Below are 13,237 nucleotides of genomic sequence, written 5' to 3'. Positions count from 1 at the left end.
AGCAGTGCCCTTGTCGGCGGCAACAGATATGCTGAACCCCGTCCGGTGCAATGCATCGGCCCGCTGAGTGTGACGACGGTTTGGTCGCCGGACGACTCACATCCTCAGCGCACCCGTCCAGAGGCGGGCAACGGCGTGGCAGGCACCAACTGGGATGTTGAAGCCTGCCACGCCGCACGCGTACATAACCCCCAGGCGATGCGTAGGGGCGACCGACAGCGAAGGGGGACCGGGTGGCGTATTCGATCAGCCCCGACACCGAACGCCCCTCGCACCTCGACCCGGAAGCCGGCGGAGACAACAGCCCTGTATCCAAACGGAGCGGCTACCGCCCCGTCGACGAGTTCGACGACCGTGCTCTCGACCGCAGCTCCGCTCGCGATCTCGATCGGATGGTCGAAGCAGGAGAATTCACCCGCGCCCGCAAGGACCTCGAACGCGCCTTCCCCCGTCCCGTGGTCACGCAGGTGAATGAACGCAAACGCCGCACCTTGCCGATTCCGGACGCGATCCGCCTGTCGCCCTCCTCCCGTCAACGCAAAGCCCGATCGGTCGCCAAAAACGCAACCCAGACAGCGCTGCCCAGAATCGGATACAAAGCAGTGGAGTCCCTGATTTCCGAACCCGCAACATGGAAGACGACCGGTGCAGCCCTCACCGCTGCGCGCGGCGATGCTCAAGGGCTAGACGAGCACACCCGATCGCAGGTTCAGCGCATCGACCGCGCCATCCAGACCGCCGAACGAGGCAACGACCGCGGGCATGTCGTGTACTGCGCGGTCTCGGTGCCGCATTCGCTGCCCGAACAGCCGGCCAATCTTCCGAGGGCACTGCAGCCCGGTTCGCGCATCGAGTTCGACCGCTTCACCATGTCCACCCACACCATCCACGAACTCGACCCGGTCGTGGGTGATCGGGAAGTGATCTTCGAAATGGAAACTGCACGCGGGATGTACCTCGGCGGTTCCGACTCGGTCGACGACACTTCCCATCTGCTGCCGCGAGGGATGCGCTGGCAGGTCGTCAGCTCGCACGAAGGCCGCTACCAGCGCCCCGACGGATCATTCGGCCGGCGGAACATCATCCAACTACGAGACATCACCGAGGAGAACTAAATGCCGTTCATCGACGGAAAAGGCCGACCAGAACTGTTGGTGCACCCGGACATCAAGCTCGGTCTGGCGAACTACCGACCGGTCGACGAGCCGGAAGATCAGCCCGTTCAACTGACCGAGAAGGATCAGAAGAGGATCGCGGCGCGGCAAGCGGCGAAAAAGGCAGCTGTAGAACGCAAACGGAGAGCGGGAACTACGTCCGAACAGCAGAAAACCGGAGGCACCCCCGAGAAAACGGGGTGAAACCTCCGGCTCATCCTGTGGATCCGCAGTGCCACGATCCTATAAGCGAAAGACGCGGAACGCAGCCAGGGCGGGTGCCAGGAGCCTGCGTTCGCCGCCGCCACGTACATCGGCCTCCGAGTTTTCGAGTCTTTCTCCAATAAGGTGCGGACATGACGCCCGTCAACGAAGACACAGTCTCGGTGACCGCGGGGCACACGGCGAGCGGAAACGTTTTCCGCACTCGCCTGAACGAACTGTTCGCCGCCGCGGACCCGAACCTCACCAACGCCGCAGTCGTGCGCGGCCTTCTCGAACATGGTTGCCGGATCTCCAAGCCGTACCTCTCCCAACTGCGCTGCGGCCACCGCTCAAGCCCCTCCGACGAGGTCGTCGACGCCCTCGCGGCATTCTTCGGTGTCTCTCGCGGCTACTTCTTCACCGTCCCGGTGCCCGCCGCAGTCAGCAGTGACCTTCACGTCGAGGACGCCGATATTGCCGAGCGACTCGACGACCTGGCACACAAAGCCCTACTGCTTGCGGCAAACGGACTCTCCGCGCCATCGCTGGAACTACTGGCGGATCTGGCCACCAAACTTCGCATCTCCGACCGTCGTCCAGTGGTTCCTGCGGATTCACCCTCCTATGTCCGCCTTGTCGAGGCAGCCTTGCGCCGGGGCAGTAACGCTTCATAGTCGCCGAGGAATTCGTTTGTTCGCGCGTTGAGGTAGCCATCGCTGTCGAGCGGTTTTGTTGAGCGTTCAACGATGCTCACAATTCGGTGTGAGCTTAATCTCGAACCGATTGGTCTGGTTGCTGAAAGTTAGCGATGTGCCGTTTACTGTCCTTACCTGAAACCGGACATAACGCGTACATTGCGTTCGCGAATCGTGTCCGGCTCGACGCACCAACGAAGGGCGCCAGTTATGTCTCGCACGTTCAAAGCTATTGCAGCAGCGGCGATCATTCCCGCAGGAATCGCCGCCGCCACACTCTCCGGAGCAGGTGCCGCTTCTGCCGCGATTCCGTACTCCGGAAGTGACTACGCCGGTATCGTCCTCGATAACGGTGAGACCGCTTTCGCTGGTCAGTGGAATATCGGAAACGCTCTCGAATCGATCCCTTCGCAGTACTGGTACGTCGAGCTCGGCGACGGCAGTGTTCACGGCAACGACGGCGGAGACATCTACGCCACCGTCGACGAGTTGATCGACGAAACTGTCGCTCAGGGCGGGTATGTCGCTTTCGAGTTGTCGGTACCCAATCCCGGGGAGCAGCGGTTCATCACCCTCTACCAGGAGTGGTGAGTCACCTAACGCTGACTGATCTTCGGCACCGGAGCCCCATGCTCTGGTGTCGAAGGCGTCTCCGCAGGCAGGCCAGGACAGTTGACGCGCACAGAAGATTGCCGCACTCAGATGTTCGGCCGCCGGCAACTGCGATCGAAAGTGCTCGAGTGGCTAGAACCAAAACCCCAATGGAGAAGGCACGGTGACCCGGTGAGCGAAGACATAGAACCCGAGACCGCCGAACTACTTCAACGGGCGATCGACGATGTCACACCAGAAGATATCGAGCGGACCGTGTCAAAGCTCCGCAAGTTTCAGGCGGAGAAACGACTCCCCTTCCCCTCAGCTGGAGTTCCGCAAGAATTCATCGACAAGAGCGTCGACTACCTGATCAACGAGATCCGCACGAACAAGCCACAATTCAGAGTCCGAGGCCAAGAGGATCAGGGCCGAACTGAATCACCTCTCTAGTGGCAATGAAGCGGAAGAACGGCGATGGACCCTCTGTTGGAAACTCTCACGCTGTTGTCCCGACACGTGGGGAGTTCTGATGACATCACCGACCGACAACGCAGTCGTGCGTAGGTTCGCGCACGCTGCTTTTGCGCTCGCGCAGATAGTGATCGGCGTCGTGCTGGGGGCAATCGCCTGGAATTTCAGCGGCCGAATAGCCCCGTCGTCCTGGCACTGGTTTCCTCAACTCTTTCTGGTGCCGATACTGCTGTTCACCGCCCTCGCGGCGGCGGTAGGGGCCTTGATTCCTGCCCTTCGATACTTTGCCTTCGCATTCGTGAGCGGTGCATTGTTCGCGTTCTCCGCGTTCGCATGGATCATGTTGTGACAAAACCGCAGAACGAACACGCGAAGAGAGGAACGCAATGATTGTCCCCACGCTCGGAGGACTACTGCTCGGGGGCTACTTCCTCGTGTACCTCATCCGCAAAGGCTCCTACAAAAATCACCGGCCACCAGTTCCCGACAGATGGCCCGAACTACCGCCCCTGGCCGCGGACACAGACCCGCACGGCGCACCGGAAGACCGAGGCAATGCTCGGTGACACACGCCGTCGACGACTGAGCTGACAAACCGCCAAAGGCGAGGTGAGCTTGCAGAGGTTCGACAGGGATCAGGTCATCTGCCTGATGCGGGGCAGTGTGTGGGCGAGCTGTTCGAACAGGGCTGGCCAGCCGCGCCGCAACCAGGTCAGACGCCCTCGTTCGAGGTGATTGCCGTCGATGACATGCGAGATCCGTTGGTGCCGTTCGGGAACCCCCAAGGCCACGAGCTTGGCGTAGACGGGATTGACGGGAAGATCATGTCGCCGGATGTAGGACCAGACCTCTGCGGTGCTCCAATTCCAGATCGGCCCGCACGCGACGGTTCCGTCGACGCGTTCGACGATCCCGTCACGCCGGCCCCCGCGTGTGTACATTGCGCGTCTGCCGGCGGATTCGTCCGCCCGCACACCCCACAGCTCACCGGGACCGAGCAGTTCGTGCGCTCGCCTCGACGGTCCACTGATCAACACCTCGTGCAGATCCGGCAACACACCGGCGCGACTGCTGGCGCCGTGGTCCCACAGACCGGAGGCAGCGAGAACATCGAGGAGCGGCGGATCGGCCGGGATCCGGTGCAGATCCAGCGACCACTCCCGCGCGAGATCGCCGATGTAGTCGTAGGTTTCGGGATATTCGAGACCGCTGTCGAAGAACACCACCGGCACATCGGGTTCTACCCGGCGGACCAAGTCGAGGACGACGAGAGAATCCTTGCCGCCGGAAAACGCGAGGTACCCGTCGTGGCGGTGCAGGTGCTCGGAGATCCGATCACCGATCGCGGTCAGTGCGACGGCGTCGGTGCGACTGGTGGGAGGCCGCAGTGTCTGCAACGCTGCCAGGTCGAGGCCGGGATCGTCGCCGCGAAAGGTCACCGGACCACAATAGAACCGCCCGCCCTACCCATCCGGCCCACAGCCGGCTATTCCCGCATCGGATATCCATGATCCCTCTCGACGTCGCCGCTGCCGCGTACACGGGCGCGGTCGGGCGCCCGTACTCGCCGCACCGGTCCGCAGGCGGGTGTGCGCGCTGCGCCGGCACCACCGAGACAATGACCCCGACCGGACAGGTGGTCTCACGCAGGTTCACCGGCTACGAAACCTGGACGAACCTCTCCAGCCGGGTCCTGTGCGAAGTCTGCGTGTGGGCATACCGGCACCTGCCACTGCGCAGCTGCGCGCACATCATCACCGCAGACCCGCCCACCATGCTCGAAGCAACCCCGGCACAGCTGCAGCAGGCCCTGGCGCAGCCGCTACCGGCCGGGACCGCGGTCACCGTCCCCGCGCCGCTCTGGCGCAAACACCTGCTCCCGGATGCCCGCTGGGGGCAGATCAACGTCGACGGCAGCAACATCACCTGGCGCACCGACGACGCACAACGACTGGAAGTGATGTCCGCACTCCGAAAGGTCGGATTCACCGAACGGGATCTCCGGACGCCGGCACCGCCGCACCGAGTGCTCCGCACCCTCGAACACCGGCTGTGGGCTCAGATCCTCGAGGATTGGCAGACATTGGACCCGTGGCGCAGCGCCCCGTCGTGGTGGATCACCGCGGCCCGAGCCAGCGAACCCGACCACAGGCGGACATGAACGACAATGGGATGGCCCGGTCGAGAATGGGATGGCCCGGTCGAGAATGGGATGGCCCGGTCGAGAACGATCCGGGCGAAACAGGGGGAGGGGCACCGCTCAGTGAACGGCCGAAACACAGGTGCGAGAACCAAACACAGCGGTACCGAAGCGGAGACAACTCGATGACCACCACAGCGCCGACGGCAGCGACGGAGCGGTGGCTGGCCGCCGCGCCATTCCTACCCAGACCCCTCGACCCCGATGCCGCGATCGCCGATCGTCTGATCCTGTTGCTGCACTACGGCGTCGACCGCTCAGAGCACAACTGGCTCTCCACGCGAAGCGGCGACTACTACTGGAATCAGTATCTACCCGAACGGATCCAAGACGCCGCCTACACCAGCGGAGGCAACCTGAACCGGTGGTGGACGAAAGTATCCGGGCACCTGGGATCCACACCCAGAACTCGGGCACAGGAAATCGAATTGGCCGTCCTGCTCGCCACCGAACATCCCAAACGTGTCCTGCAGGCGATGCGCGATCAAACCGCCGCCCTGACCTTGCGCACGAAGATCATCACCGACGCTGTCCGCGCCGACCGCACACCCGCCGACGAGGTCGATCGATGAGCATCAGCCGCGTCTGGGAAATCGAGATGGTTGCCCGATCACCGATCTCTCACCAGGGCGAAACCATCGGCGGCACAGCACTGTTTCGGCGCACGAAGATCATCCAGCCCGACGGATCGATCGAACTGGTACCGGTCGTGTCCGGGAACTCGTTCCGCGGGGTGCTGCGCCGCATCGGGGAAGAAATGCTGCGCGATGTCCTCGGCTACGACAACCAACTTCCGCTGCCCGTCGCACACACCCTGCGCAACGGAGGCTCGATCGTGAAGACCAAAGCCGAACCCGTCACCGGACGACGACTCAACGAGCTACGTGAGCTGGTTCCCCTGCTCAGTGTCTTCGGCGGCGCGGTCGGAGCCGCCCTGATCAGCGGCTGCCTACGCGTGGGGCATGTGGTGCCGATCGTCACCGAAGCCTCACCGGTGCTGCGCTTCGACTACGAAGGCCCGCTGCCGAGCAGCTTCGACGTCGAAGCCCGCGAAAGCTACAGCCACCTCGACGACGTGAGCACCGCCCGCGACAACCCCACACCGTCGACAGGAAACGTCACGTCGCCGTTGATGCGCTACGACATCGAAACCCTCTCCCCGGGAACCAGGTTCGAATCCTGGGTCCAACTCGACCGGGGCAGCGCACTCGACGAAGCATTCACCGCGGACGTCCTCACCGAATTCACCCGGCGAGGATGGCTCGGCGGCAGGTCGGCCATCGGCCACGGCCAAGTCGGCGCCGCCATCACCCCCGACCCCGCTGACGGCATCGACCTCGACTGGCGCGCCATCGTCGCCGCCCGCCGCCAAGAAGCGCTCGACGCGTTGATCTCGCTGCCGGCATGAGTCCGACCACGAATCCCTGCGGTTAACCGCCCATTGGACAGCGGCTTTGCCGCCAGCATTGGTTCTTGTGCAACCCAAATTTGACGCGGACGATGTCAGATATGACGTCCGAAGTGTGGAGTCCATTGCTGACAGCTCTCCTGGCCTTGGCAGGAGTGCTATTCACGCAGTACAGAGCTGAAAGGCGTGCTGACAATCTGGAGCGTCGACGAGAGGTGCGCGAGGACATCGCCAAGTCCCACGAGAATCGTAGAGATGCGTACGGCGCCTTCCTCTCACTCTTCTACCAGCTCGAACGTGCGGCGCGAGAATGGAATGAGGATGAACAGGGAGAGCCATCCGAGGACGCACTGGAGAGCATCCTCGAGCCCCTCACGCTGATCCGCATCTACGGCACCACCGCCGCCACCGCCGCGGCCGATCAGTTAGTCGATTGGCTGTTCGCCGACGTCTTCGGGCCTCAGCCGGAGAATCACAAGGGGCAGCGAGCGAGCTTGGAGGAGAATTACCTCAAAATTGTGCGCAATGATCTCGCGATTCCGGATGTCCCCAAACTGAAGTCCTGAAAGACGGCAACACGCGATATGTGTGGGGATCGGCCGAGTACGCATGATCCGTCGCCGGCGGCCGGCGCCTACGGTGGGTTGTGTCGACGGCGTTCGTCCGGCTACGGCTAGTCGGTTATTGATATGTCATACAGGGAGTTTCGGTTGTGCCAACGCTCATGGTGCCATTGCTGGTACGCGCTCGACTCGGTGCCGGAGTCGGCCATGCACCACCGTGGGGGATCAGCCTCGACGGATTGCTCGCCTCACAGATCCGCGAGAACGAGAAAGCCGACGCACGAGAATCCGGAACCGACTACATCCCCTACGATTCCGAGGCGTCGCCGCGAGATCTCGACCTCCCCCTTGCCCGATGCACACGCGGCGGGCATCACGATTGGCATTGGGCAGCGACCTTCGCGTGGCCCGAAGGCGAAATTCCCGGCCCGCACGTCCAGTACTGGAGCGCCCGCCCCGACCAGCACGCCCTCGCACAGATCTCTGACACCCTTCCTGCGCACCTCTCCCCGCGCCAGGGCCGATACCGTGCCGCGGTCATGCCGCTACCGCTGACCATCGCTCGCGCCTTGACCTGGCGCGCCGTCGGCGACCCCGACGAGGTCGCTGCATTGCTCGCTGGCATCACCACGATCGGGAAGAAACGCGCCGCCGGCAACGGCATGATCCTCGACTGGTCCGTCACCGCAGACCCTGATGGTGACGCCTGGGAGTATTCGCATCTGCACCCGGACGGGCGGCTCGGCCGCACCGCTCCCGCAGCATGCCTCGAACACCGTCCCGAGGTGGCCACCGGAGGAGCTGCGGTGATGGGTGTGCGCCCGCCGTACATGCACCGGGCCCGAGCTGCAGAAGTGTTCCTGCCCGCCACCTGAGGGCGCCCGGTAGCCAACGTGCAAGCCTGTATGCAGGGATTTCGCCCGACGGGATCCTCGCTCGTCCTGAGTTGTCCAGGTCGGCCGCTACGTTCTCCGCGCAGGCAGAGTGCCTGCATTTCGAACGAAGGAGAAGACGATGACTGACCAAACCACACAGACAGGCTCGTTCGACGATGCGATCACCGAGTACCTGACGAAGCCGCATTCAGCTGACGGGTCGAGGGAATGGCTGATGATGCGGTGGTCGGCTCTCCAACTCTATTGGTCGGTGCGGATGCTGCCGGCGCAGTATGGCGCGGTGTGGGTCGAGAAGGGCTCGGCGAAGCGCGCGCAGCGGTACAGGGCGGCTGCGGACTCGACGCTGGCTGTGGGCCTGTTCGCGGCGTGGATCGCTTTGGTGGTGGTGTATGCAGTGAGATCGGTTCCGACGTTGTCGGTAGCCGCGCGTATTGCAGTCGCCGTTGGGGCAGCCGTCGTGAGCATTGCGCTGTTTGTTCTGGTGGTCCGGGGCGTGATGGTGTGTGTCGGACTATTCGGGCATCGCGTGATGTGGCGACGCGAGGGCAGCGAGTTCGGCGCTCTTCAAATCAAAGCCGAGAAGTCCGGGCGCCGTGAAATCCACGGTCACGCTAAATGGCCCGTCGCGGGGTCTACAACGAAGGTCGCAGCTCGCCTCCGCCACGATCTGCGGTCGAATGCTGTAGCGACCGGAACAGTGCTGACCACGGACTCGGCAATACCGAGCCTGCGGGCCATCTACATTCGCGAAGGCATGAGGCCGGCCACCGCACAGGAATGCGTGCGATACGCCCTCAAACCCCAGAAGGACCCGTTGATCTTTCCGTGAGGCCGCGACCGGGCAGCGACGGAAACATGTCCGCCGCTGCCCGCGCGGGTATTACCGCAGAAGCGGGTGCAGTACCCATTCGACACCTGGCGCGATTGCGACTGCAGCAGCGCAGAGGAGGGCGGTGCGCGCTTGCTGTTCGCCCCGATGGAAGAACGTACTTTCGACGTCGTATTCGCTCGTGTAGGCGGAGGGCAGTTTGGCGGCTATATCCGCGCGGTATCGCCGCAAGACCTTGCGGTACCGCAAGGCATTGAATCCGTTGGCGACAATCCCCGCCACGATCGGGGCGAGCAGTGTTGATGTGTTCAGCATGGTGGGCCCTCTCGTTGGGCCTCCGAGTGGAGGCCCACGCATCCTGGTTGAAGGGTTCTCCACTCGAACGGATCATCAGTCCGTCAGCTCCTGGACCAGCATTGATGTCGAAGTTTCGGATGGTTTCTAGTCGCCAGGTTTTGCATCGTAGATGAGGCGCAATTCGGTGATTCCGCCTTGGTTGATGCAGTCTTCGGCGAGAGTGCGTACCTGCTGGTGGTAGTCAGCGTTGTCAGCACCGGCTCGGATCGTTGCGGTGACGGGGGTGTACTGCGGCAGCGACAACGCGTTAGGGATCGACTTGCTCGTCGAATCGACGGTTTGAACGACAAGCGGAGTGCTGCCGCTCCACTCGATGCCGACCTGCACGTCGTATTCGTTCGTGCCGAGCCCGAGATTGGCAGCGCGGATCAAGGCCATGAAGTTGGCGACGGCGCTCTCGAGGTCCGCGGAATCTATGTGATCGGGGCCAAGCGTTTCTTTCGCGATTTTGTGTCCTCCGATTGCTGAGGTGAGCGTGACTGCGCCGTTGTGATGAATGCTCGCCCTTGTTCCTGGCCACTTGATGGAGCCGCCGTGAACCGCGCTGCGGACAATCCAACGGCGGAGCCCGGGGCGGGGCTCGAACAATTCCGTTGCCTCGAGCAGATGATCGCCAGCGCCGGACGCGTATCCGTACGCGAAGCCGCGAGCTTCACGAAACATCGAGATCGCATCGTCTTTCGTGGGCCGCGTGCCGAGCGGTGTGGCAAGTCGGGGATGGGCGACGGCGACGAGCCAGGCACGTTTGTCGGTTTCCTTGCCGGCAGCTTGTTCGGCGTAGAGGGCGTCGAGGGCTTCGGCACTGTTGCGGCGTTCGTCGAAGCGGGCGCGGTACATGAGTTCGATCTGGCGTTCTCTCATCCACACGGTGTCGGCGTCGTTGCGGATCGGTGCACCGAAGTACTCGCCCCTGTAGATCAGGTGGGGTCCGTCGACGCTGGCGTCGACGACGATCGCCACGACCTGGTTGCCGCTGGTTCCGATCTGGTGGATGTCGAGTCCGAAGACGGGCGGGGAGATCGCGGTGACGGCCGCGCTGCGTAGGGCACGTTCGAGTTGTTCGGTCAGCTCCCCGACGTCGCGCCGGCCGGTGGCCGCTTTCTGGGTTTCGGTGATCCCGTAGACGATGACGCCGCCGCCGGAGTTGGCCATCGCGGCGATGTCCTTCGGGAAATCCGATTGCGGCAGTGCCTTGATCGGGGGCATCTCGGACTTCCAGTCGAGATCCGCGGCTTCGCTGACTCCGGCGGCAACGGCATCGTCGATCATCTCGTCGGTGATCGGGCCGGGCGCGAGTCCGAGGAGCCGGTGCAGTGCGGTGAAGTTCATGCCCGGAGGTGTACCACGGCACCCGATTTCGAGGGCGGTTTCTTCTTGCGGTGAAGCCGCCCATCCGGTGCCCCGCCACCGGATGGGCCGGTGGTTTTTCGGGGCCTTGAATGCTTGCTTTCGGGTGATGTTTGTGGGTCGGATTCGCGTCTATTTGTCTGCGACACAGGCGTTTTCGTGTGTTGCGTCTGTCGGTGGGGTGGGTTATGTTTTTGGCGTTCCCAGTTGATGCGGGGCAGGGGTTGACCACCCTGGCCCGCGACCCTTTCCCGAAGCGTTGGTTTCGGGGGTTCGGAGTTTTTTCTGATGTCTATCGACGCTGTTGATGTTGTTGTCGCTGATCGCGTGGAAAGCGCGATTGACGGTGTGGTGTTCCCGCCTGCTGACGGTGAGTTCGTGAGAGTCGATACCGGCACCGAATGGTTGCGCGGGTGGGTTGTCGTCGATCCGTCGCAGAAGCCGGTACCGCCGGAGAATTGGGCGGCTGTGGCTGTGGCTGTGATGCCGGTATCCGCTGACGCGGCGGTGTGGGAAGGACGTGTGACCCCTGACCAGGTTTCCCTCGAAGCTCCCGGCGTTCAGCCGGTGTGGTGGTCGCGGGTTGCCCCGCTGATCGTGGAGACGATGACCGCACGCCGCGAAGCGGGGGCGGCGCGGGCGGCGCAGCGCACCGCCGAGGACGGTACGTCGGAGTTGGCGGCGAAACACACGAGATGGATTGACGCGTTGGTGGAATCGGCGCACGAGTGGGCCGATGACAACAGTCTGTGCTCGCAGTTCGACAACTTCATGATCGAGCATGATCTTCCGGGCCGCTTGCGCATGTACGACGTGGAGGTAGAGGTCAATATCCGTACGACGGTGAATGTTTCGGTGTCGGCGTCCAGCGGCGACAATGCTGCCGATTCGGTGGACACGAGCGAGGTGGAATCCGCGCTGCGCGACAAGTACGGAATCGCGGGCTACGTCGATGTCGATGTTGATGACTGGACCGTCGAGAACACGGAAGAGGCGTAAGCGATGAGTGTTGTAGCTGTGCGGGTGGGAATCGACGGAACTGTCTCGGAAATCGATTTGGGGCAGGACACGGGCGCGGGTCTGCGGGCGGCAATCGAGTGCCGTGGGTTCGATGTGGTGCGCCTGGCCCCCGGACTGGACATGTGGATCGACGACGAGGGACTGTTTACCGCTGATCCGGTGGTGAACACGGTAGCGACGGCGATTGCATGGGCCTACGGGTTCGTGTGGCAGAAGTACGTCGGGGTGGCGGTGTTCGCCTCCTCCGATGCAGAGGGGGAGACGGTGAGCCTGCCTGACGCCGATCGGTCCGCGTTGATGGATGCGGCGCGCGAACTGAGCGCCCTGCACGCCGCTGGTGCGTCCGCATGAGCGCCCCGTACCTGAGCGCGTCGGACCGCGCGGCCCTCAACGGCACGCATTACGTCGAGGAGGCGGTGCGGGTGTACCTGATGCGTGATCTGGACGGGTCGAATACGTGGGTGATCGACCCGACGACGTTCGGGGAACCGCTGTACTCGGACTACGACGACGGTCCTGTCACCGAAGAATGCCAGTGTGAGCGCCCCGACGAGTGCGCAGGCGTCGTGAAAGTGATGTCCGGTATCGGATTACCCGGCGGTGAGGAACTGATGCGGATGCTTGCCGACGGTCTCGGTTACTCGGTGGCGAAAGTGGAGCAGTCGTGACGGTGACGGCGGTGGCGTTGAGCGAGATCGCCACTATCGGAGAGCTGGCGGCGCTGTGCAGCGTCACCGCGCCGTCTGCGGACTCGGTTGCCGAACCTGTGGAATCGAACGCGCTACGGGGGTTATTAGCGGGCGCGGGACTGGTGCCCTACGTGGCGCGGTGCGGCACCGCTACCGACGAGTTCGAAGTACAGATCGCTGATCTGGTCGGTGACCTGCATCATTTGGCGGACGCGTTGGGCGTGATGTGGTCCAGCGTGCTCGACCGTGCCGAGGATTATCACCGTGAGGAACGGTGCGGGGTGTAGCCCCTGGACCGTGCAACGGCCCTCATCTGCTGGCGTGTGCTGGCGGGTGGGGGCTGTTTTGTGCCCGAAAGTCACTGTTTTTGAATGTTGTTGTGTGTCAGCATGTTTCGGTATTCGTCTGGTGTGGAGTGGCTTTCGTTGGTTGTGCACGGTGCTGTTTTCAGCAACGCCGAATGTGATTGCAGCAGTGAGTATTTCGGTGTTTTGAATTTTCAGGTTGTTTTGCTGTTTGGTGGGTGGGGGTGTATGATTAGGGCATGATGTTGGCGAGGCAGTGGACGCGAGGCGGGGCGTTTGTCGCGACCCTTCCCCTCCTCCCCAGCCTCGTTCGGGTGTCGGGTACCGATTCAGACGTTGCGATGAATTTCGTTGGCGAGAACGATAATTCGGAACTCAGAGAAGCGAAGCGACTCGATCGACGGCAACGGCACTCGACCCACTGCGAGCCGCGCAGCGGCTCCCTGGCGGGGAGCGAAGCGACTCGCTCCGTCTCCCGACGCGAAGCGTCGGGAGGAGCGCCGCG

20 protein-coding genes are annotated in these 13,237 nt (G+C 63.1%); 17 read left to right on the top strand and 3 right to left on the bottom strand.

Features of this window, described 5'->3' with window-relative positions; genetic code table 11:
• Positions 1 to 233: 233 nt before the first annotated feature.
• The 7 genes from RhoBH5_RS30480 (at position 234) to RhoBH5_RS30450 (ending at position 3,684) form a co-directional block, all read left to right on the top strand.
• Positions 234 to 1,115, top strand: coding sequence for a hypothetical protein (locus RhoBH5_RS30480; RefSeq protein ID WP_270009305.1), 882 nt, complete (start codon positions 234 to 236; stop codon positions 1,113 to 1,115).
• Positions 1,116 to 1,358 carry a hypothetical protein gene (locus RhoBH5_RS30475; protein WP_270009304.1) on the top strand — a complete coding sequence of 81 codons (243 nt, stop codon included), beginning with the start codon at positions 1,116 to 1,118 and terminating at the stop codon, positions 1,356 to 1,358.
• 152 nt (positions 1,359 to 1,510) lie between these two features.
• Positions 1,511 to 2,032, top strand: a complete 522-nt coding sequence (locus RhoBH5_RS30470; protein WP_270009303.1) for a transcriptional regulator — start codon at positions 1,511 to 1,513, stop codon at positions 2,030 to 2,032.
• A 231-nt stretch (positions 2,033 to 2,263) separates the two neighbouring features.
• Positions 2,264 to 2,644, top strand: coding sequence for a hypothetical protein (locus tag RhoBH5_RS30465; protein ID WP_270009302.1), 381 nt, complete (start codon positions 2,264 to 2,266; stop codon positions 2,642 to 2,644).
• A gap of 192 nt (positions 2,645 to 2,836) precedes the next feature.
• Entirely contained in the window at positions 2,837 to 3,097 is a 261-nt protein-coding gene (locus RhoBH5_RS30460) for a hypothetical protein (RefSeq protein ID WP_270009301.1), read from the top strand.
• A gap of 79 nt (positions 3,098 to 3,176) precedes the next feature.
• Positions 3,177 to 3,467 (top strand): hypothetical protein, encoded by a 291-nt coding sequence (locus RhoBH5_RS30455; RefSeq protein ID WP_270009300.1) that lies wholly within the window; start codon positions 3,177 to 3,179, stop codon positions 3,465 to 3,467.
• Positions 3,468 to 3,504: 37 nt separating this feature from the next.
• Positions 3,505 to 3,684 (top strand): hypothetical protein, encoded by a 180-nt coding sequence (locus RhoBH5_RS30450; RefSeq protein WP_209907773.1) that lies wholly within the window; start codon positions 3,505 to 3,507, stop codon positions 3,682 to 3,684.
• 69 nt (positions 3,685 to 3,753) lie between these two features.
• Here the strand turns inward: RhoBH5_RS30450 and RhoBH5_RS30445 are convergent, their stop codons facing one another.
• Positions 3,754 to 4,557, bottom strand: coding sequence for a phosphoadenosine phosphosulfate reductase family protein (locus tag RhoBH5_RS30445; protein WP_270009299.1), 804 nt, complete (start codon positions 4,555 to 4,557; stop codon positions 3,754 to 3,756).
• Between the two features lie 68 nt (positions 4,558 to 4,625).
• Here RhoBH5_RS30445 and RhoBH5_RS30440 point away from each other — a divergent pair, with 68 nt between their 5' ends.
• From RhoBH5_RS30440 to RhoBH5_RS30415, 6 genes are all read left to right on the top strand, one after another.
• Complete coding sequence (locus tag RhoBH5_RS30440; RefSeq protein ID WP_270009298.1) at positions 4,626 to 5,279, top strand: hypothetical protein; 654 nt, start codon at positions 4,626 to 4,628, stop codon at positions 5,277 to 5,279.
• A 164-nt stretch (positions 5,280 to 5,443) separates the two neighbouring features.
• Positions 5,444 to 5,890 carry a hypothetical protein gene (locus RhoBH5_RS30435; protein WP_270009297.1) on the top strand — a complete coding sequence of 149 codons (447 nt, stop codon included), beginning with the start codon at positions 5,444 to 5,446 and terminating at the stop codon, positions 5,888 to 5,890.
• Complete coding sequence (locus RhoBH5_RS30430) at positions 5,887 to 6,726, top strand: RAMP superfamily CRISPR-associated protein (RefSeq protein WP_270009296.1); 840 nt, start codon at positions 5,887 to 5,889, stop codon at positions 6,724 to 6,726. Before RhoBH5_RS30435 ends, RhoBH5_RS30430 begins: the two co-directional genes overlap by 4 nt.
• Positions 6,727 to 6,827: 101 nt before the next feature.
• The gene (locus tag RhoBH5_RS30425; RefSeq protein ID WP_270009295.1) at positions 6,828 to 7,292 is read left to right on the top strand and encodes a hypothetical protein; all 465 of its coding nucleotides are present in this window, start codon (positions 6,828 to 6,830) and stop codon (positions 7,290 to 7,292) included.
• A 146-nt stretch (positions 7,293 to 7,438) separates the two neighbouring features.
• Positions 7,439 to 8,164, top strand: coding sequence for a hypothetical protein (locus RhoBH5_RS30420; protein ID WP_442972491.1), 726 nt, complete (start codon positions 7,439 to 7,441; stop codon positions 8,162 to 8,164).
• Positions 8,165 to 8,303: 139 nt separating this feature from the next.
• The gene (locus RhoBH5_RS30415; protein ID WP_270009294.1) at positions 8,304 to 9,014 is read left to right on the top strand and encodes a hypothetical protein; all 711 of its coding nucleotides are present in this window, start codon (positions 8,304 to 8,306) and stop codon (positions 9,012 to 9,014) included.
• 51 nt (positions 9,015 to 9,065) lie between these two features.
• Here RhoBH5_RS30415 and RhoBH5_RS30410 read toward each other — a convergent pair whose 3' ends face one another.
• Complete coding sequence (locus tag RhoBH5_RS30410; RefSeq protein ID WP_270009293.1) at positions 9,066 to 9,329, bottom strand: hypothetical protein; 264 nt, start codon at positions 9,327 to 9,329, stop codon at positions 9,066 to 9,068.
• 126 nt (positions 9,330 to 9,455) lie between these two features.
• Entirely contained in the window at positions 9,456 to 10,700 is a 1,245-nt protein-coding gene (locus RhoBH5_RS30405; RefSeq protein WP_270009292.1) for an ATP-binding protein, read from the bottom strand.
• 306 nt (positions 10,701 to 11,006) lie between these two features.
• Between RhoBH5_RS30405 and RhoBH5_RS30400 the strand changes: the two genes are divergently transcribed.
• The 4 genes from RhoBH5_RS30400 to RhoBH5_RS30385 are packed head-to-tail and all read left to right on the top strand — an operon-like array spanning position 11,007 to position 12,714.
• Positions 11,007 to 11,717 carry a hypothetical protein gene (locus RhoBH5_RS30400; protein WP_270009291.1) on the top strand — a complete coding sequence of 237 codons (711 nt, stop codon included), beginning with the start codon at positions 11,007 to 11,009 and terminating at the stop codon, positions 11,715 to 11,717.
• Between the two features lie 3 nt (positions 11,718 to 11,720).
• The gene (locus RhoBH5_RS30395) at positions 11,721 to 12,089 is read left to right on the top strand and encodes a DUF3846 domain-containing protein (RefSeq protein WP_270009290.1); all 369 of its coding nucleotides are present in this window, start codon (positions 11,721 to 11,723) and stop codon (positions 12,087 to 12,089) included.
• Complete coding sequence (locus tag RhoBH5_RS30390; RefSeq protein WP_270009289.1) at positions 12,086 to 12,406, top strand: hypothetical protein; 321 nt, start codon at positions 12,086 to 12,088, stop codon at positions 12,404 to 12,406. Before RhoBH5_RS30395 ends, RhoBH5_RS30390 begins: the two co-directional genes overlap by 4 nt.
• Entirely contained in the window at positions 12,403 to 12,714 is a 312-nt protein-coding gene (locus RhoBH5_RS30385; RefSeq protein WP_270009288.1) for a hypothetical protein, read from the top strand. The genes RhoBH5_RS30390 and RhoBH5_RS30385 overlap by 4 nt, the downstream gene beginning before the upstream one ends.
• The last annotated feature ends 523 nt before the right edge of the window (positions 12,715 to 13,237 follow it).

Origin of the sequence: Rhodococcus sp. BH5 (assembly GCF_027583855.1) — a bacterium.
Lineage (GTDB): Bacteria > Actinomycetota > Actinomycetes > Mycobacteriales > Mycobacteriaceae > Rhodococcus_F > Rhodococcus_F qingshengii.
The sequence above is the reverse complement of the archived record's forward strand: the minus strand, read 5'-3'. Positions and strand labels throughout refer to the sequence as shown.